Below are 18,949 nucleotides of genomic sequence, written 5' to 3' on the forward strand. Positions count from 1 at the left end.
ACCTGCCCGCCGCTACGCTGTCGGCATGACCGTGCACGCCTTCCGTTCCCGCGCCGGCCACCGCCGTGACGCGCCTGTTACACTCGGGCTCCTGCTCGCGAATCTCGTATTCCCTGCATGATCCCAGCCCTCGACCTCCTGCTGGCCTTGCCGTTTCTGATGGCGGCGGCCGTCGTCGCCCTGCGCCACCGCTCGCGCGCCACCCTGGCCTGGGCCGCGGCGCTGGCGCCGTTGGCGGGCCTGGCGGTGCTCGGCGCGCTGACGCCCACGGTGCTCGACGGCGGCATCGTCCGTGCCGACCACGCCTGGCTGCCGCAGATCGGCCTGCAGTTCTCGCTGCGCCTGGACGGCCTGGCCTGGATGTTCGCCGGCCTGGTGCTGGCGATCGGCGCGCTGGTGGTGATGTACGCGCACTATTACCTCAGCGCGCGCGAGAACGCGGCGCGCTTCTACGCCTATCTGCTGCTGTTCATGGGCGCGATGCTGGGCATGGTGATCGCCGGCAACCTGCTGCTGCTGATGGTGTTCTGGGAACTGACCAGCATCAGCTCGTTCCTGCTGATCGGCTTCTGGTCGCACCGCCAGGACGCGCGCGACGGCGCGCGCATGGCCCTGGTGATCACCGGCGGCGGCGGACTGGCGCTGCTCGGCGGCGTGCTGCTGCTGGGACGCATCGTCGGCAGCTACCAGCTCGACGCGGTGCTCGCCGCCGGCGACGTGATCCGCGCCAGCCCACAGTATCCATGGGCGCTGGGGCTGATCCTGCTCGGCATCTTCACCAAGAGCGCGCAGTTCCCGTTCCACTTCTGGCTGCCGCACGCGATGGCCGCGCCCACCCCGGTGTCGGCGTACCTGCACTCGGCGACGATGGTGAAAGCCGGCGTGTTCCTGCTGGCGCGGCTGCATCCGGCGCTGGCCGGCAGCGACCTGTTCTTTTACACGGTCAGCGGCATCGGCGCGATCACCCTGCTCACCGGCGCCTGGTTCGCGATCTTCCAGCACGACCTCAAGGGCCTGCTGGCGTATTCGACGATCTCGCACCTGGGCCTGATCACCATGCTGTTCGGGCTGTCCACGCCGATGGCGGTGGTGGCCGGCGTGTTCCACATCCTCAACCACGCGGTGTTCAAGGCCTCGCTGTTCATGGCCGCCGGCATCATCGACCACGAAACCCATACCCGCGACATGCGCCGGCTCGGCAACCTGCGCCGCTGGATGCCGATCACCAGCGCGCTGGCGATCACCGCCTCGCTGTCGATGGCCGGCATCCCGCTGCTCAACGGCTTCCTGTCCAAGGAGATGTTCTTCGCCGAGGCGCTGGGTGCCGACGGCCCGGCGGCGATGCGCGTGTTCACCGCGACCTCGGCACTGCTGGCCGGCGTGTTCGGCGTGGCCTACAGCCTGCGCTTCGTCTACGAGACGTTCTTCGGCAAGGGCCCGCGCGACCTGCAGACGATGCCGCACGAGCCGCCGCGCTGGATGAAGATTCCGGTGGAGATCCTGGTGCTGGTGTGCGTGGCGGTCGGCATCGTGCCGGCGCTGACCGTGGCGCCGGTGCTGCGCAGCGCTGCCGGCGCGATCCTCGGCAACGCCCTGCCCGATTACAGCCTGGCGGTGTGGCACGGCTGGAACGCACCGCTGGCGATGAGCATCGCCGGCGTGGTCGGCGGCGTGGCGCTGTATTTCGGGCTGCGCCGGCTGACCGCGCTGTACACCGAGGTGCGCCGCTCGCTGGGCAAGCGCGTGTTCCACTGGCACGTGCAGACCCTGTTCGGCGTGGCCGCCCGCTTTACCCGCTTGCTCGCCAACGGCAGCCTGCAGCGCAGCCTGCGCTGGCTGGTGCTGGCCGCGGTGGTCGTCGTGGCCGCGCCGCTGCTGCACGCGCCGCCGCTGTGGCAGCAGTGGCCGGCGCCGCAGGGGATGCCGCTGCTGGGCTGGGGCCTGTGGCTGCTGATCCTCAGTTGCGCGTTGTCCACGCTGTTCCTGTACCAGCAGCGGCTGCTGGCGGTGCTCGTGCTGGGCGGCAGCGGGCTGGGCGTGAGCCTGGTGTTCGTGTTCCTGTCCGCGCCGGACCTGGCGCTGACCCAGTTGCTGGTGGAGATGGTGACCCTGGTGCTGATGCTGCTGGGCATGAACTACCTGCCCAAGGCCTCGCCGCCGGAACCGCGGCGTTGGCGCCGCTGGCGCGATGCGGCCCTGGCGATCGTCGCCGGCGGCGGCATGGCCCTGCTGGCGTATTCGGTGATGACCCGGCCGGCGACGACGATGGCCGGCGAACTGCTGCAGCGCGCGCTGCCGGAAGCCTACGGCCGCAACGTGGTCAACGTGATCCTGGTGGACTTCCGCGGCTTCGATACCTTCGGCGAGATCACCGTGTTCGGCATCGCCGCGCTGGTGGTGCACGCACTGCTGCGGCGCGCGCGGATGGCGCCGGAGAAGGTGATGCCCGGTCCGCCGATCAAGCTGCCGGTGCCGGCCGACCTGGCGCAGCTGATGTTCCCGCTGACCCTGACCGTGTCGATCTTCCTGTTCCTGCGCGGCCACAACGCGCCCGGCGGCGGCTTCATCGCCGGGCTGGTGCTGGCGGTGCCGCTGCTGATGCAGTACGTGATCCAGGGCGCGGCCTCGGTGGAGTCGCGCTTCGGCTTCGACTACATCCGCTGCATCGGCCTGGGCCTGCTGCTGGCCACGCTCGGCGGCATGGCCTCGATGCTGTTCGGGGTGCCGTTCCTGACCAGCGGCCATCTGGATCTGCAGTTGCCGCTGATCGGCACGGTCCCGCTGGCCAGCGCGCTGGTCTTCGATACCGGCGTGTACCTGGTGGTGTTCGGCGGCACCATGCTGACGCTGTCGATGATGGGCACGATCAAGCCCTCGCGCACCCGCGATTCGCAGCGCGGGCAGATCGATCCGGCGCGGCGTTCGCCCATCACCGGGGAGATGCACTGATGGAACTGGCACTGGCGAGCGCGATCGGCGTGCTGACCGCGGTGGGCGTGTACCTGGTGCTGCGCGCGCGCAGCTTCGACGTGATCCTGGGCATGACCGTGCTGTCCTACGCCACCAACCTGCTGATCTTCGCCGGCGGCCGGCTGGTGCAGGGCAAGGCGCCGGTGCTGCGCGACGGCATCGCCCCGACCCTGGCCGAGCACGCCGACCCGCTGCCGCAGGCACTGGTGCTGACCGCGATCGTGATCGCCTTCGCGATGACCGCGGTGAGCATCGTGCTGGCGATGCGCAGCCGCGGCGACAACCACAGCGACCACGTCGATGCGCGCCCGGACCGCGACCCCGCCGATGGGGAGGCGCCATGACCCATCTGTTGATCCTGCCGATCCTGATCCCGTTGCTCGGCGCGGCGCTATCGCTGTTCGCCGAGCACCGCCGCTACGGTCGCAAGGTGCGCCGCGCAGTGGCCTGGACCGCGATGACGGCGCTGGCCACGGCGGTGCTGGCGCTGTGCGTGCAGGTGAGCGACGGCCAGGTCCATGCCTACCTGCTCGGCGACTGGCCCTCGCGGCTGGGCATCGTGCTGATGGCCGACCGCCTGTCGGCATGGATGCTGGCGACCACCACCCTGCTCGCCGGCGCCTGCCTGCTGCACGCCTGCGCCGGTTGGGACCGGCGCGCACCGCATTTCCATGCGCTGTTCCAGTTCCAACTGGTCGGCCTCAACGGCGCGTTCCTGACCGGCGACGTGTTCAACCTGTTCGTGTTCTTCGAGGTGATGCTGATCGCCTCCTACGGCCTGCTGCTCAGCGGCGGGCGCAGCCTGCGCCTGCGCGTGGGCTTCCACTACGTGGTGTTCAACGTCACCTCCTCCACCGTGTTCCTGATCGCGCTGGGCCTGCTGTACGCGCTGCTCGGTTCGTTGAACATGGCCGAGCTGTCGCAGCGCGTGGCGCAGGCACCGCCGCAGAACGTGGCGCTGATCAAGGCCGCGTTCGGCCTGTTGCTGCTGGTGTTCTGCGCCAAGGCCGCACTGCTGCCGCTGTACCTGTGGCTGCCGGAAACCTATGCGCGCGCGCCGGCGGCGGTGGCGGCGCTGTTCGTGATCATGACCAAGGTCGGCCTGTACGCGGTGCTGCGGGTGAGCACGCTGATCCTCGGCAGCCAGGCGCAGGCGCTGGACGGCTATGGCCGCGACTGGCTGCTGTGGCTGGGCCTGGCGACGCTGCTGCTGGCCGCGCTGGGCGTGCTGGCGGCGGTGCGCCTGCGGGTGCTGATCGGCTACCTGGTGATCGTGTCGGCGGCGACACTGTTCGTGGCCTTCGCCCTGGATGCGCCGGGCACGCTCGGCGCCGGTCTGTACTACCTGGCGCACAGCAGCTTCGTCGCCGCGGCGTTGTTCATGATCGCCGACCTGATCCGGCGCCGCCGCGGCGGCGCCAGCGACCGCAAGGAGATCATCGCGCCGCTGCCGGGCAAGACCGTGCCCGGCGTGCTGTTCCTGATCGCAGCGATCTCGGTGGCCGGGCTGCCGCCGCTGTCCGGTTTCCTGGCCAAGGTCGCGATCCTCAGCGCGACGCCGGGCGGGCTGACCGCACCGGTGTGGGCGGCGGTGCTGCTCAGCAGCCTGATGGTGATCATGGGCCTGACCCGCGGCGGCGTGCGCCTGTTCTGGCGCGTGCCCGGCGACCAGGACACGGCCGAGGACGGCACCGTGGAGCTGCCGCGCCCGGCACCGCGCAAGGCGCCGGCACGGCCGCTGGAAACCGCCGCCACCGTGCTGCTGCTCGGCTACGGCGTGGCGATGACCGTGGCCGCCGGGCCGCTGCTGCGCTACAGCGAGGACGCCGCCGCACAACTGCTGCGCCCGGCCGACTACACCACCCAGCTGCGCGGCACCGCGCCGATCCTGCGGGAGCCCTGACATGTCCGCCCGTCCCTGGTCGCGCCGCCTGTTCCCGTCCTGGCCGCTGAGCCTGACCGTCACTGCGTTCTGGCTGCTGATGAGCGACAGCTTCAGTCTCGGCCAGGTGCTGCTGGGCGCGGTGCTGGGCGTGGCGGTGCCGCTGTTCGCCGCGCGCCTGGACCGCGAGTTCGCGCGCATCGGCTCGCTGCGCCCCGTGCCGAAGATGCTGTGCGTGGCGGCCTGGGACATCGTGCGCTCCAACGTGGTGGTGGCGCTGCAGGTACTCGGCCCGGAGAAACGCATCCACCCCGGCTTCATCTGGGTGCCGCTGGACATCGCCAACATCCACGGCATCGCCGCGCTGACCAGCATGATCACCCTGACCCCGGGCACGGTGTCGGCGGCGCTGTCGGACGACCGCAAGTACCTGCTGGTGCACGTGCTGCACCTGGACGATGCCGAGACCGTGATCCGGCAGATCAAGACGCGCTACGAAGCGCCGTTGATGGAGATCTTCCCATGACCAGCCACATGTTCATCGAGACCACGATCGTCGTGTGCATGCACGTGGTGGCGCTGGCGATGCTGCTGGCGCTGTGGCGGCTGCTGCGCGGGCCGACCGTGCCCGACCGCATCCTGGCGCTGGACACGCTGTCGGTGACCGCGATCGCCGAGCTGATGCTGTTCGGCATGTACCTGGATTCGCCGGTGTATTTCGAGGCGGCGCTGATCATCGCCATGCTCGGCTTCGGCAGCACCGTGGTGCTGAGCAAGTTCGTGCTGCGCCGGGACATCGTCGAATGATCGGCGTGCTGCAGGTCGGCCTGTCGCTGCTGCTGATCGTCGGCTGCTTCTTCATCCTGGTCGGCGCGCTGGGGCTGGTGAAGCTGTCGGACTTCTTCAAGCGCCTGCACGCGCCGACCAAGGCCAGCACCCTGGGCGTGGGCTGCGTGCTGCTGGCCTCGGTCGGCTACCACCTGTTCCTGGGCCAGGACCCGCAGCCGCGCGAGTTGCTGATCACCGCGTTCCTGTTCATCACCGCGCCGATCAGCGCGCACATGATGGCCAAGGCGGCGCTGTCGCTGATGCTGGAACAGCGCCCGCAGGTGCCGGGCAGCGACCACGCCGACCAGGAAGGCCTGCCGCCGCCGGAGCAGCCGGACGGGCCGTAGCGCATCGGGTACCTCGTAGGAGCGGCTTCAGCCGCGACAGGCTTTACCGGGAACGCCCGTCGCGGCTGAAGCCGCTCCTACGAGCGAGGCCGGTGCGTACCGTGGGGCCAGCCGCTTTTTCCAATCCCCACTCCCAAATCCCCACTCCCGGCCCTCAAGCCAGCAACGCCAGCTCCAGTCCCACCCACGCCAGGAACGCCACCAGCAGCACCGCACCTTCGCCGCGACTCAAGCGCATGTCGCCGCGCAGCATCGGGTACAGCACCACCGCCAGCGCGATCGCCGCCGGCAGTTCCAGGCGCACGAAGGAAGCCGGCAACGGCAGCGGCCGCAGCGCCGCCATGCCGCCGATCACCACCAGGAGATTGAACAGGCTCGAGCCCAGCACATGGCCGACCACCATATCGCCCTGACCCCGGCGCGCGGCAGCAACCGCGGCGGCCGCTTCCGGCAGCGCAGTGCCGATCGCCACCGGCAGCAGGCCCACCAGCAGCGGCGACAGGCCCCAGGCCGCACCCAGCCGCGGCGCGTGTTCCACCACCAGGTTGGCGCCGGCGTTCAACAGCACGAGGGCGATCAGCAGGCGCAGCAGATTCAGCACCAGCCCGGTGCGGGTCACCGCGTAGCCGGACACGCCGAGCTGGCGCGCGGCCGGTTCATGCCGCGCGCGCAACAGCAGGAACGCGACCACGCCGACGAAGGCCAGCAGCAGCGCCACGCCCTCAGCGCGCGAGATGGCACCATCCAGGCCGAAGCCGATCAGCGCCAGCGTCGCCAGGGTCAGCAGCACCAGCAGTGGCGGCAGCAGGCGCGTGCGCAGCAGCAGCGGCGCCGCCAGCGCGGCCAGGCCCAGGGTCAGGCCGAGATTGGCCAGGTTGCTGCCGATCGCGTTGCCCAACGCCAGGTCCTGCGCGCCGGCGGCGTAGGCGCGCGCGTTGACCGCCAGTTCCGGCAGCGAGGTGCCGAAGGCCACCAGCAGCAAGCCGGCCACGAACGGCGAGGCGCCGCAGCGCTGCGCCAGGCCGGAGGCCGCCTTCACGATCGAGTCCCCGCCCAGCGCCAGGAACGCCAGCCCCAACAGCACCAACCCGATCGCACCGGCCATCGCCGACTCCCTGCCCGCAAGATGCGGCGATTCTATGCGCAGGGCCGATGACGCCGCCGTGGTCGTGCCCGCCCGGGCATGGCACGCTGCGGCGGCCAGTCCCGCGCGCAGCCCGCCGCCACTGCACTGCGTTCATGCCCGACCGTGTCTGCTATCGCCTGCCGCGCCCGACCGCGCCCCTCCCCTCGCCTTCGCCACAGGAGCCGCCCCGTGTCCCGTCCCGATCCCACGCCGCCGCCGCGGCGGCCCTGGCTGGCGCTGGCCGGCATCGCCGCGATCGCCGCGGCACTCGCCGCCGCCTTCGCCTGGAGCGCCGGCTGGCTCGGCGGCCCGCAGCGGCTGACCGCGCAGCGCATGACCGACGCCATCGAAGCCGGCGGCCCGCCGCATCCGGGCTTCCGCCGTGCGCACAGCAAGGGCGTGTGCGTCAGCGGCCATTTCCAGGGCAACGGCCAGGGCAGCGCGCTGTCCTCGGCGCGGGTGTTCGCGCAATCCTCGGTGCCGGTGCTGGGCCGCCTGTCGATCGGCGGCGGCGACCCGCACGGCGCCGACGGCGCCGCCCGCGTGCGCAGCATGGCGCTGCAGTTGCGCAGCGACGACGGCCAGGAATGGCGCACGGCGATGAACAGCTTCCCGTTCTTCGTGGTCGCCAGCACCGAGGGCTTCATGGCGCAGACGCTGGCCGCGCGGCCGGATCCGGCCACCGGCAAGCCGGACCCGGCGAAAATGGCGGCGTTCCTGCAGCGCTATCCGGAAGCGAAGAAGTTCCAGGAGTGGGCCAAGACCGCACCATGGTCCAACAGCTGGGCCAACACCCAGTACAACGGCGTCAACGCGTTCCGCTTCACCGCCGCCGATGGCAGCACGCATGCGGTGCGCTGGTCGATGCGCCCGCAGACCCCGTTCGCGCCGCTGTCGGCCGAGCAACGCGCCAAGGCCGACGCCGACTTCCTCAGCGAAGACCTGCAGGCGCGGCTGGCGCGCGGTCCGCTGCGCTGGGACCTGGTGCTGACCGTGGCCGCACCCGGCGACCCGGTCGACGATCCCTCGCAGCCGTGGCCGCAGGACCGCCAGCAGGTGGTCGCCGGCACCCTGGTGTTGGACCATGCCGAGCCGCAGGCCACCGGGCCGTGCCGCGACCTCAACTACGATCCGCTGATCCTGCCGCACGGCATCGCCGGCTCCGACGATCCGATCCTGGCCGCGCGCTCGGCGGTGTACTCGCAGTCCTTCAACCGCCGCGAGCGCGAGATCGCCCGCGGCCAGGCGCCCGATGCCACCGGGAAGCCGCACGGAGGTGCGCAATGAACCGCGACGACCGCTCCGCGCACTTCAACCTGCTCGCGCGCGTGCTGCACTGGCTGATGGCGGCGATGATCCTGACCATGCTGTTCGTCGGCGTGGGCATGGTCGCCTCGGTGTCGCAGCGGCCCTGGCTGCTGAACCTGCATCGCCCGCTGGGCATCGCCATCCTGTTGCTGGTGCTGGTGCGCCTGGGCAACCGCCTGATGCACCGGCCGCCGCCGCTGCCGGCCGACCTGCCGCGCTGGCAGAAAGCGGCAGCGCATGCCTCGCATTGGCTGCTGTACGCGCTGATGCTGGCGATGCCGCTGCTCGGCTGGTCGATGCTCTCGGCCGGCGGCTACCCGATCGTGCTGTGGCCGGGCGTGCAGTTGCCGCCGATCGCCCCGCACAGCCCGGCGCTGTACGCCTGGCTGCGCAGCGCGCATGGCTGGCTGGCCTACCTGCTGTTCGCCACGGTGCTGGCGCACCTGTGCGCGGCGCTGTTCCATGCCTGGGTGCGCCGCGACGGCGTGTTCTCGAGCATGGCGCGCGGCGCGGCGGCGCCATCCGTGCGCCGCGACGAGGCGTAGTCCAGCCGACGGCACGCACGCGCGGCGCCGCATTCGCTGCCGCGCATGCGCGCAGCGCCGCTGGCCTCCGCGCCTGCACCGGCCGGCGCGGGATCGCGCTGCATCCGGGCCGCGCCACGCGTTTGTGTCGGCGCCGACATGGTCGCGGCCCCAGGCCGCCGTTACACTTGTCGGCGGACGGGCGCGCCCGTCCGGCCCTGTTTTTCCCGCGCACCGATCGTTCCCCTGGAATCCGGCGCCGCGACCGCGCCAGCCAGTGCCGATGTTCCGTAGCCGCCTGCCGGCCTGCGGGCCCACGCGCCAAGCCAGCTCATCCTCGATCGTCGTCCGGCGCCGCATCCGCGCCGGCGATGGCCCTGCCTGCTGCCTTGGAGTCCGCGATGTCCCGTGTTGCCCCCACCTGTCGTTTCCCGCGCCGTTCGGCCCTGGCCGTGGCCTGCCTGCTGGCCGCCATGCCGGCCTTCGCGGCGACACCGGCCGCGTCTGCTGCCGACAGCGCCGAGGACACCGAACGCGACGTCACCACCCTCGACAAGATCAGCGTCAAGGGCGAGCGCGCCGAGGGCTACAGCGTGCGCAAGACCAGCGCCGGCACCCGCTTCGAACTGGCGCCGCGGGAGATCCCGCAGTCGGTGAGCATCATCAGCCACCAGCGCATCGAGGATCAGGGCCTGGACGACATCATCGACGTGCTGGAGAACACCACCGGCGTGTCCAGCACGCGCTCGGACAGCGAACGCTTTGAGTTCTATGCGCGCGGCTTCTACATCGACAACTACCAGTTCGACGGCATCCCGACCACGATGGTGCAGAACTGGAGCTACGGCGATTCGGCGCTGGACCTGGCGCTGTACGACCGCGTGGAAGTGGTGCGCGGCGCCACCGGCCTGCTCACCGGCGCCGGCAATCCTTCGGCCTCGGTCAACCTGATCCGCAAGCACGCCGACAGCGCCGAACTCACCGGCAGCGTCACCGTCAGCGCCGGCAGCTGGGGCCGCACGCGCTCCACGGTCGACGTCACCACCCCGCTCAACGCCAGCGGCACGGTGCGCGCCCGGGTGATCGGCAGCTACCTGGATACCGATTCATACGTGCAGCGCTACAGCCAGCGCAAGTCGCTGGGCTATGCGGTGATCGATGCCGACCTGACCCCGGACACGCAGCTGAGCGTGGGCTACGACTACCAGAACAAGCAGTCCGACGGCGTCACCTGGGGCGGCTTCCCGCTGTGGTACGCCGACGGCAGCCGCACCGACTATCCGCGCTGGTTCAACCCGGCCGCGGACTGGACGTTCTGGGACACCACCAGCAAGCGCGCCTTCGCCACCCTGCAGCACGCCTTCGGCAACGGCTGGCAGCTCAAGCTCAACGCCACCCACGACCAGACCGATGTCACCGACAAGCTGTTCTACCCGTACTACACGATCTACGGCTTCGACCGGCAGACCGGCGCCGGCGTGGTGCCGTATTCGGGCTACTACATCACCGGACGCAAGGTCGACGGCCTGGACGCCTACGCCGAAGGCCCGTTCCAGCTGGGCGGACGCGAGCACGAATTGATGGCCGGGCTCAGCTACAACCGCCGCCGCTACGTGAACACCGGCGCCTTCGACTTCCCCGCGCCGCTGCCGAGCTACCTGGGATGGACCGGCGCCTATCCGGAACCGGCCTGGTCGCCGCTCAGCGAGTTCAGCCGCGGCACCGTCACCCAGAAGGCCGGCTATGCGGCGGCGCGGCTGTCGCTGGCCGATCCGCTGAAGCTGATCGTGGGCGCGCGCTACACCGACTGGAAGGTGGATGGTGCCGAAAGCGGAGTGGGCTACGTGCTGCACCAGGAGAAGACCACGCCCTATGCCGGCCTGGTGTACACGCTGGACGACGTCTGGTCGGTCTATGCCAGCTACACCGACATCTTCCAGCCGCAGACCGCGCGCACCGCCGGCGGCGCCTACCTGGACCCGGTGATCGGCAAGAGCTACGAGGCCGGCATCAAGGGCGCCTGGTTCGACGACCGCCTCAACGCCGCGCTGTCGGTGTTCCGCATCGACCAAGACAACGTCGCCCAGTCCACCAGCGGATTCGTGCAGGGCACCACCGAGACCGCCTATGTCGCCGCGCAGGGCACGGTCAGCCGCGGTTTCGAACTGGAACTCAACGGCGAGCTGGCGCCGGGCTTGAACGCCACCTTCGGCGCCTCGCGCTACGTGGCCAAGGACGTCGCCGGCGCCGACATCAACAGCCAACTGCCGCAGACCACGCTCAAGCTCTACAGCAGCTACACCCCGCGCAGCCTGAGCGAACTGACCGTCGGCGGCGGCGTCAACTGGCAGAACCGCATCTACTACGTCGATGCCACCTACGGCCGCTTCGCGCAGAGCGGCTACGCGCTGGTCAGTGCCTTCGCGCGCTACCGCCTGTCGCCGGCCTTCTCGGTGCAGCTCAACCTCAACAACCTGCTGGACAAGCGCTACTACGCGCAGATCTACGGCTACGGCGCCTGGGGCGAACCGCGCAACGGCACGCTGAGCTTCAGCTGGTCGTTCTGAGCCGGCAGGCCGCCCCCGGACACTGACACGCCGCAGGCGCGCGACCGCGGCACTGCCTGCACGGGGATGGAGGCGCCCTAGGCCTCGGCGATGCGCAGCGGCGCGTCGCCGGCGGCAGCGACCCGGTTGCGGCCGCTGCGCTTGCCGCGGTACAGGGCCGCATCCGCGCAGCGCAGCAGTTCCTCGGTGCTGCGGCCGTGGTCCGGATAGGCAGCCACGCCGATCGACACGGTCACCGGCGGCAACGCCTCGCCCTGGTGCTGCACCTGCAGGTTCGCCACCGCGGCGCGGATCTGCTCGGCGCGGCGCTGCGCCACGTCGGCGGCGGCGCCCGGCAGGATCACCGTGAACTCCTCGCCGCCGTAGCGGCAGGCGATGTCCTCCGGCCGCACCAGCCCGGCCAGCAACTGGCCGAACGCCGCCAGCAAGGCATCGCCGCCGGCGTGGCCGAGGCGGTCGTTGAGCGCCTTGAAGTGGTCCAGGTCCAGCATCATCAGCGCCAGCGGCTGGTCGCGCCGCTCGCAGCGCGCCAGTTCGCGCAGCAACGACTCTTCCAGGTAGCGGCGGTTGTACAGCCCGGTCAACGGATCGCGGATCGACTGCAGGCGCAGACGCTGGCGCAGCTGCAGGTTGTGCAGCGCCATCGCCAGTTGTTCGGCCACCACCTCGACCAGGGGCAGGCGTTCGAGCACGGCCGGATCGCGGCTGGACAGATGGATCAGCCCCAGCGGCTCGCCCTGCACCATCATCGGCACGCAGGTGCCATGGCGTGCCACGCCGGCGGCGTGCGCACAGGCCGGCGCGGCGCCGGGCCGCTGGATCTGGGTGGCGCGGCGGCGCAGGCCTTCGCAGCCGCTGAGCGACAGCGACGGCGCGCACACCGCATCCTCGCCCCAGTGCGCGACACAGACCGCCTGCTCGCCCGCCGCATCGGTGCAGTACACGCTGCAGCCGGCATCGCCGAGCAGGCGCTCCAGCGCCTGCCGCGCGACCTCCACCGCCTCGTCCTGCTGCACGCAGCTCTGCAGTCCGCGGCTGCAGCGGTTGAGCGTGCGCAGATCCTGTTCGGTGCGCTGCATCTGCTGCACGGTGCCCACCAGCAGCGCATTGGCATGGTGACCGCGCTGCTCGGCCTGGCTGCGGCGGCCGATCTCGCGGCGCAGCAGCAGGTACAGGCCCAGGGTCAGCGCGCACACCGTGGGGATGCCGATCACCGCCAGCCGGCGCAGCAGGTCGGCGTTGGCGGCGGTGGAGCGGGCGCTGCTGGCCAGCGCCGCGCGCTCGCTGCGCACCAGGCTGTCGGTACTGCGCCGGATCGCCTGCGACATCAGGCGGCCCTGGCGGGCGCGCTCCGGGTCCGGCTTGCGCATGCCTGCCGCCCTGCCCTGGAAGCGGGCCACGGCGAGCGCGCTGTCGCGCATGCGCGCCTCGATCTGCGCCTGGACCTCCTGCAGCCGCTGCTGCTGCGCGGGGTTGCCCTGCAGCAGCGTGGCCAGTTGCTGCAGCCGCGGCGGCAGGGCGCGCTGGCACGCCCGGAAATCGGCCAGGTGTTCGCGGCTGTCCAGCAGCAGGAAGCCGCGCAGCGAGGCATCGCAGTCGGCGAGGTTGAGCTGCAGGCCGTTGATCTCGGCAATGACCCGATGGCTGCGCTGCACCGCGGCCGCATCGGCGAGAAAGCGCTCGCTGCCCACCAGCACGCCGCCACTGATGCCCAACAGCAGCAGTAGGGCCAGCGGCACGCCATAGCGGTTGATCGTGGTGGAGGGCATGGCGTTGGCCAATGGGAGGAAGGAAGGCCGCGCGCGCCCTGCACTGCGCTGCGCAGTCAAGCGCAGGGGGCCATGCAAGTTTCAGGCCGAACCGCGCGCCGCATCACAGCCAGCCCTTCTGCCGGGCCAGCCGCGCCGCCTCGATGCGGTTGCCGACCCCGAGCTTGCCGATCGCCTCGGACAGGTAGTTGCGCACCGTGCCCGACGACAGCCCCAACTGCGTGGCGATGTCGCCGGCCGAGGCGCCCTCGCCGGCCAGGCGCAGCACCTGGCGCTCACGGTCGTTGAGCGGGTCGGCCTCGGACCAGGCTTCCAGCGCCAGTTCCGGGTCGATCGCGCGGCCGCCGCGGTGCACCTGGCGGATCGCCTCGATCAGTCGCTGCGGCGGTGCATCCTTGAGCAGGTAGCCGCCGACCCCGGCGTCCAGCGCGCGGCGCAGGAAGCCGGGGCGGGCGAAGGTGGTGACGATGATGACGCGCACCGGCAGTTGCTGGCGCTGGATGCGCTGGGCCAGCTCCAGGCCGCTGAGGCCGGGCATCTCGATGTCGGTGACCAGCAGGTCCGGCGCATGCGCCTGCAGCGCGCGCCAGGCGGCTTCGCCGTCGGCCGCGCTGGCGACCAGGTCGAGATCCGCTTCCAGGCCCAGCAGTGCGCCCAGCGCACCGCGCACCATTGCCTGGTCCTCCGCCAGCACTAAACGAATCACGGCACCCCCCGGTCCTTGTCGGCCCATTGTAGTGCCCGGGCCGGGCCGGCGCTCAGCCGAGCGCGGCGTCCTGGTCCGCCGGGGACTGCATCCGCGCCGCCGGCGCGGCGTCCGGCATCGCCGCCTCGACCCGCGGCAACGGCGCGGCGGCGACCAGGCAGGTGCCCAGGCCGCGCTCGGAGGCGATGCGCAGGCTGCCGCCCACCGCCTCCAGCCGCTCGCGCATGCTGCTCAGCCCGGTGCCCGGCTGCAGCGCGCCGCCGCGGCCGTCGTCGCGCAGTTCCAGCAGGGCCTGGCCGCGCTCGCACCACAGCCGCAACTGCGCGTGGCTGGCACGCGCGTGGCGCTGGATGTTGGTGGCCGCCTCGCGCAGCACCAGCGCGAACACCGTTTCCAATTGCGGGCACGGCGGCAAGGCCTCGACCTGGTAGCGGAAGGTCACCCCCGACGACTCCAGCAGCAGCTTGGCCGAGGCGATCTCCGCCGCCAGCTGCGCCGCGCGGATGCCGCTGACCGCACGCCGCACCTGGCTCAGCGCCTCGCGTGCGACCTGGCCCACTTCCTCCATCTCGCGCTGCGCCGCGGCGGCGTCATGGGCGAGCAGGCGCGTGGCCAGGTCCGACTTCAGCGCCACCAGCGACAGGGTGTGGCCGAGCAGATCGTGCAAGTCGCGCCCGATGCGCTCGCGCTCGGCCACCGCCGCCAGGCGCCGCACTTCCTCGTGGCTCAGGCGCAGTTGCGCCTCGCCGCGCGCACGGCGCTCGAAGCTGATGTTCATCAGCCCCACCGACAGGCCGACCACCACCGCGCTGACCATGTACAGCGGCGACCAGCCGCGCATCGTCCAGGCCAGCGCGAACAGGGCCAGCACCAGCAGCATCGCCGCCACCGCCCGCACCGGCGGCAGGCAGAACGCCAGGAAGGCGCAGGCATAGATGATGTAGCACTGCGCACCGGGGTTGTACGGCAACAGCACGAACGCTAGCGCCGCCATGCCCGCCACGCACCAGGGCAGGTAGCGGCGGTGGAGGTAGTAGGCCACGTAGTACAGGGCCAGGAACACCAGATAGCTGGCCAGCGTCGGCGGGAACCAGTTGCGGAAGTAGTACGGCTCGTACAGTGGGGTGACGAACAGCCAGATCGACCACACCAGCGACAGCCACACGAACCAGTGGGTGCTGGACTTGGCCGAGCTCCAGCCGATGCGGCGGGCGATCAGCGAGTCGGGCGAGGCGTGCAGCAAGGCGATCACGTCGGGCTCCCAGGGCGGCGCGGCCGCCGCAGCGCATAGCTTAGCGAAGGCGCCGACGCGCGAAACCGCGCGGCGACGCCGGGATCGGCACGGCGCACCATCAGCCGCGGCGCAGGCGCCGCTGCGCCAGTGCGTAGAACACCACCGTCACCGCCAGCAACGCGATGACATGGCCGGCACTGCCGTGGCCGTCGCCCTGCCCGACCACGCGCAGCGCCAACTGGCCCAGGTGATAGGACGGCCACAGCGGCGCCAGCGTGGTCAGCCACGCCGGCAGCAGCTGCAGCGGGATCCACAGCCCCGACAGGAATGCCATCGGCAGGTAGATCAGGTTGACCAGCGCCGGTGCGCCGCTGCCGCCGGCATAGGCGCCCAGCGCCAGCCCGATCGCGCAGAACGGCAGCGTGCCCAGCACGTCCACCAGCAGCAGCCCGACCCGCTGCGCCGGCGTCAGCATCACCCCGCCGAGCAGCGCGGCCAACGCCTGCAGCAATACGCCGATCGCCAGCGCGAAGGCCATTGCCAGCGCAGTGCGTGCCAGCAGCAGCGCCAGCGGCGGCACCGGCATCGCCCGCTTCAGCGCGAGCAGGCCGCGCTCGCGGTCCAGGGCCAGACCGACGCCGAACCCGAACAGAGCCGGCGCCATCACCCCGAATACGCTGTAGCTGGCCATCAGGTACACCGCCGCGTCGTGGCGCCCATGATTGAGCAGCACCCCGAACAGCAGATAGAACAGCGGCGGGAACAGCAGCGTGGGCAAGGCGAACGACGGCGCGCGCAGCCAGCGCAGCACCTCGTAGCGGATCTCGCGCAGCAGCAGCGCGCCCTGGTCGCGCAACGACCAGGCGGCCGCCGGGGAAGACATGGACAGATCGATCGGGTTCATGCGGCCTCCGCACGGGTAATGGCGAGAAAGGCATCGGCGAGGCCGGCGCGACGGACTTCCAGCGCGGCCAGCGCCGGATCGCTGGCGAGCAACCGCGCCACCACAGGCTCGGCCGGTTCGGCGACCACCTCCAGCACGCCGTCGCGGCTCTCGGCGCGGCGCACCTGCGGCCACTGCGCCACCTGCGCCGCCGGCAACGCGCTGCGGCAGCGGATGGTGCATTGCTCGAAGCGCGCACGCAGCTCGGCGACGCTGCCCTCGGCGATCAGCGTGCCGCGCTGCAGCACCGCCACCCGGTCGGCCAGCGCCTCGGCCTCTTCCAGATAGTGCGTGGTCAGCAGCACCGCGCAACCGTCGGCGACCAGTTCGCGGATCGCCCGCCACAGGCCCTGCCGCGCCTCGATGTCCAGGCCGGTGCTGGGCTCGTCCAGGAACAGCACCCGCGGCCGCCCGCAGATCGCCATCGCGAACTGCACGCGGCGCTGCTGGCCGCCGGACAGCTGGCCGTAGCGGCGTGCCATCAAGCCATCCAGCCCGGCCAGCGCCACGCAGTCGGCGACGCTGCGCGGCTGCGGGTAGTAACCGCGCGCCTGCAGCAGCAGTTCGCCCACGCGCAGGGTGTCCGGCAGCCCGGCGGTCTGCAGCATCGCCCCGGCCTGGCGGCGTGCGGCCAGCGCCCGCGGATCCTGCCCGCACAGGCGCACGCTGCCGGCGTCGGGCGTCTGCAGCCCGAGCAGCAGGCTCACCGCAGTGCTCTTGCCGGCGCCGTTGGCGCCCAGCAGCGCCAGCAACTGGCCGGGCCGCAGCTGCAGGTCGACACCGTCGAGCGCGACCAGCGTCCCGTAGCGCTTGTGGACGCCGCTGAGCTGCGCCAGCGGCAACGCATCGTGATCGGGCATGGGACACTCCGGTGGTGGCAGGGAGTGCCTAGGCTGCGCCGCGGCGGCGTCGCCGCCCAGTGCGGCGCGTCAGCTGCAGTGGATGACATCTGTCACTGGCAGCCCCCGCACGATTGCCGCATGCTGCGATCCACGCCGAGGGGCGGCGTTCTCCCGCTACAGCGCATCGCAGAAAGTGACTTCCGGCCATGCCCACGGCGGCCGGCGGCTCGCACACTGCAGCGCGCCGACCGTTTCGTTCAAGGACACGATGAGTACTTCCTCCGACCTGCTCAAGGAACTCCGTATCGACCGCAAGGCGCCGCCGAGCGAGCCGCCGTCGCGGCGCGGGCTGTGGATCGCCGTGGTGCTGCTGGTGGTGCTGCTCGCCCTGGGCGCCGGCGGCTGGTGGCTGTTCGGCCGCAGCAAGCCGCTGGAGGTGCGCACCGCCGCGGTGGTGGCAATCGCCCCCGGCAGCAGCAGCGCCTCGGTGCTGGACGCCAGCGGCTATGTGGTGGCGCGGCGCATGGCCACGGTGTCGGCCAAGATCACCGGCAAGGTCCGCGAGGTGCGCATCGAGGAAGGCATGCGCGTGGAGGAAGGCCAGGTGATGGCGACGCTGGATCCGATCGACGCCAACGCGCAACGGGTGCTGTCGGCCTCGCAACTGGAGGCGGCGCGCAGCCTGGTCGCCAACATGCAGGCGCAGGTGCGCCAGGCCGATGCCGACGCGCAGCGGCTGCAGACCCTGGCCGGCCAGCAACTGGTCTCGCGCTCGCAGTACGAGCAGGCGGTGGCGCAGCGCGACGCCCTGCGTGCGCAGTTGCAGAACGCGCAACGCAATGTGTCTGTGGCCGGCAACCAGCTGTCGATCTCCGACCTCAACGTCGACAACACCATCGTGCGTGCGCCGTTCTCCGGCGTGGTCACCGCCAAGGCGGCGCAGCCGGGCGAAATCGTCTCGCCGCTGTCGGCCGGCGGCGGCTTCACCCGCACCGGCATCGGCACCATCGTCGACATGGATTCGCTGGAGATCGAGGTCGAGGTGGGCGAGTCCTACATCGGCCGGGTCAAGCCGGGCATGCCGGTGGAAGCCGTGCTCAACGCCTATCCGGACTGGAAGATCCCGGCCGAGGTGATCGCGATCATCCCCTCCGCCGACCGCGGCAAGGCGACGGTGAAGGTGCGCGTGGCGCTGAAGCAGAAGGACGCGCGCATCGTGCCGGAGATGGGCGTGCGGGTCAGCTTCCTGGAGGCGCCGCAGCCGCAGGCGCAGAACACGCCGCAGGGCGTGCGGGTGCCGGGCGCGGCGATCGTCAAGCGTGAGGGCCAGGACGTGGCGTTCGCGGTCAAGGAGGACAACACGGTCGAGCAGCGCGCGCTGAAGACCGGCATCGCCCTGGGCGACGACCGCCAGGTGCTGTCCGGCCTGGCCGCGGGCGACACGGTGGTGCTGGATCCGCCGGAGGCTTTGCATGCCGGCATGCAGGTGAAGACGGCGGAGGCCGCGGCGCAGTAGCGCAACGCACGAGGGCGCACTGCGCGCTGCACCAGCGCCTCGACATCGCAGCTGTCTGATGCAGTCAGTTCCAGCTGCGCCTGCTGTAGCCGAACCGATCAAGCTCCAGTTGTTGCATTTGCTGTTGAAGTGCTTGTTTCTGCTTCCCGATCCCCGCGATGCAGTTGCCATGGGGAAACGAGTACCCGATTGACGCCGTCGCTGTTGCTTCTGCCGTTGCTTCTGCCGTTGCTTCTGCTGTTGCTTCACCGCCGTTGCCGTTGTTCTTGCTTTTGATTTACCGGGTTCCCTTCCGCAGCGGCGGATGGACCGGGGAAAAACCCGAAGGGCGGCGCACATGGATGTGCGCCGTTCGCGGCAGGGGCAGGATGCCCCTTCCGCGAATCC

General features: G+C 71.1%; 16 protein-coding genes. 10 read left to right on the forward strand and 6 right to left on the reverse strand.

All coding sequences use genetic code 11. From position 1 onward, the window contains the following. Nucleotides 1-117: 117 nt before the first annotated feature. From PIQ37_RS16720 to PIQ37_RS16745, 6 genes are read left to right on the forward strand one after another with little or no spacing between them, the layout of a single operon-like run. Nucleotides 118-2,949, forward strand: a complete 2,832-nt coding sequence (locus PIQ37_RS16720) for a monovalent cation/H+ antiporter subunit A (protein WP_342074314.1) — start codon at nucleotides 118-120, stop codon at nucleotides 2,947-2,949. After that, on the forward strand, nucleotides 2,949-3,314 hold the full coding sequence (locus PIQ37_RS16725; RefSeq protein ID WP_342074315.1) for a Na+/H+ antiporter subunit C: 366 nt from the start codon (nucleotides 2,949-2,951) through the stop codon (nucleotides 3,312-3,314). The genes PIQ37_RS16720 and PIQ37_RS16725 overlap by 1 nt, the downstream gene beginning before the upstream one ends. Continuing rightward, nucleotides 3,311-4,873 (forward strand): monovalent cation/H+ antiporter subunit D, encoded by a 1,563-nt coding sequence (locus tag PIQ37_RS16730; protein ID WP_342074316.1) that lies wholly within the window; start codon nucleotides 3,311-3,313, stop codon nucleotides 4,871-4,873. The genes PIQ37_RS16725 and PIQ37_RS16730 overlap by 4 nt, the downstream gene beginning before the upstream one ends. A gap of 1 nt (nucleotide 4,874) precedes the next feature. After that, nucleotides 4,875-5,378 carry a Na+/H+ antiporter subunit E gene (locus tag PIQ37_RS16735; protein WP_010341382.1) on the forward strand — a complete coding sequence of 168 codons (504 nt, stop codon included), beginning with the start codon at nucleotides 4,875-4,877 and terminating at the stop codon, nucleotides 5,376-5,378. Further along, a complete protein-coding gene (locus PIQ37_RS16740; RefSeq protein ID WP_017908201.1) occupies nucleotides 5,375-5,659 on the forward strand; it encodes a K+/H+ antiporter subunit F in 285 nt (94 codons plus the stop codon). The genes PIQ37_RS16735 and PIQ37_RS16740 overlap by 4 nt, the downstream gene beginning before the upstream one ends. Continuing rightward, nucleotides 5,656-6,027 (forward strand): Na+/H+ antiporter subunit G, encoded by a 372-nt coding sequence (locus PIQ37_RS16745; RefSeq protein ID WP_342074317.1) that lies wholly within the window; start codon nucleotides 5,656-5,658, stop codon nucleotides 6,025-6,027. Before PIQ37_RS16740 ends, PIQ37_RS16745 begins: the two co-directional genes overlap by 4 nt. Before the next feature lie 154 nt (nucleotides 6,028-6,181). On the opposite strand, the gene PIQ37_RS16750 is transcribed toward PIQ37_RS16745, so the two are convergent. Beyond that, nucleotides 6,182-7,132, reverse strand: a complete 951-nt coding sequence (locus PIQ37_RS16750; RefSeq protein WP_267105977.1) for a calcium/sodium antiporter — start codon at nucleotides 7,130-7,132, stop codon at nucleotides 6,182-6,184. 210 nt (nucleotides 7,133-7,342) lie between these two features. On the opposite strand from PIQ37_RS16750, the gene PIQ37_RS16755 reads away from it, so the two are divergent. The 3 genes from PIQ37_RS16755 (at nucleotide 7,343) to fhuE (ending at nucleotide 11,552) form a co-directional block, all read left to right on the forward strand. Then, nucleotides 7,343-8,440, forward strand: a complete 1,098-nt coding sequence (locus PIQ37_RS16755; RefSeq protein ID WP_342074318.1) for a catalase family peroxidase — start codon at nucleotides 7,343-7,345, stop codon at nucleotides 8,438-8,440. After that, nucleotides 8,437-9,006: a cytochrome b gene (locus tag PIQ37_RS16760; RefSeq protein ID WP_342074319.1), complete on the forward strand. Its 570-nt coding sequence runs from the start codon at nucleotides 8,437-8,439 to the stop codon at nucleotides 9,004-9,006. Before PIQ37_RS16755 ends, PIQ37_RS16760 begins: the two co-directional genes overlap by 4 nt. A gap of 380 nt (nucleotides 9,007-9,386) precedes the next feature. Then, nucleotides 9,387-11,552 (forward strand): ferric-rhodotorulic acid/ferric-coprogen receptor FhuE, encoded by a 2,166-nt coding sequence (gene fhuE, locus PIQ37_RS16765; protein ID WP_342074320.1) that lies wholly within the window; start codon nucleotides 9,387-9,389, stop codon nucleotides 11,550-11,552. Nucleotides 11,553-11,629: 77 nt separating this feature from the next. On the opposite strand, the gene PIQ37_RS16770 is transcribed toward fhuE, so the two are convergent. From PIQ37_RS16770 to PIQ37_RS16790, 5 genes are all read right to left on the reverse strand, one after another. Further along, nucleotides 11,630-13,321 (reverse strand): sensor domain-containing diguanylate cyclase, encoded by a 1,692-nt coding sequence (locus PIQ37_RS16770; protein ID WP_342074321.1) that lies wholly within the window; start codon nucleotides 13,319-13,321, stop codon nucleotides 11,630-11,632. Nucleotides 13,322-13,424: 103 nt separating this feature from the next. Beyond that, nucleotides 13,425-14,027, reverse strand: a complete 603-nt coding sequence (locus PIQ37_RS16775; RefSeq protein WP_026143841.1) for a response regulator transcription factor — start codon at nucleotides 14,025-14,027, stop codon at nucleotides 13,425-13,427. A gap of 52 nt (nucleotides 14,028-14,079) precedes the next feature. Further along, a complete protein-coding gene (locus PIQ37_RS16780) occupies nucleotides 14,080-15,279 on the reverse strand; it encodes a sensor histidine kinase (RefSeq protein WP_342074323.1) in 1,200 nt (399 codons plus the stop codon). Between the two features lie 100 nt (nucleotides 15,280-15,379). Continuing rightward, a complete protein-coding gene (locus PIQ37_RS16785; RefSeq protein WP_342074324.1) occupies nucleotides 15,380-16,165 on the reverse strand; it encodes an ABC transporter permease in 786 nt (261 codons plus the stop codon). Continuing rightward, on the reverse strand, nucleotides 16,162-17,064 hold the full coding sequence (locus PIQ37_RS16790; protein WP_342074325.1) for an ABC transporter ATP-binding protein: 903 nt from the start codon (nucleotides 17,062-17,064) through the stop codon (nucleotides 16,162-16,164). The genes PIQ37_RS16785 and PIQ37_RS16790 overlap by 4 nt, the downstream gene beginning before the upstream one ends. Nucleotides 17,065-17,314: 250 nt before the next feature. Between PIQ37_RS16790 and PIQ37_RS16795 the strand changes: the two genes are divergently transcribed. Further along, nucleotides 17,315-18,562 (forward strand): efflux RND transporter periplasmic adaptor subunit, encoded by a 1,248-nt coding sequence (locus PIQ37_RS16795; protein WP_342074326.1) that lies wholly within the window; start codon nucleotides 17,315-17,317, stop codon nucleotides 18,560-18,562. Nucleotides 18,563-18,949: the final 387 nt, after the last annotated feature.

Origin of the sequence: Xanthomonas protegens (assembly GCF_038442435.1) — a bacterium.
Classification (GTDB): Bacteria; Pseudomonadota; Gammaproteobacteria; order Xanthomonadales; family Xanthomonadaceae; genus Xanthomonas_A; species Xanthomonas_A sontii.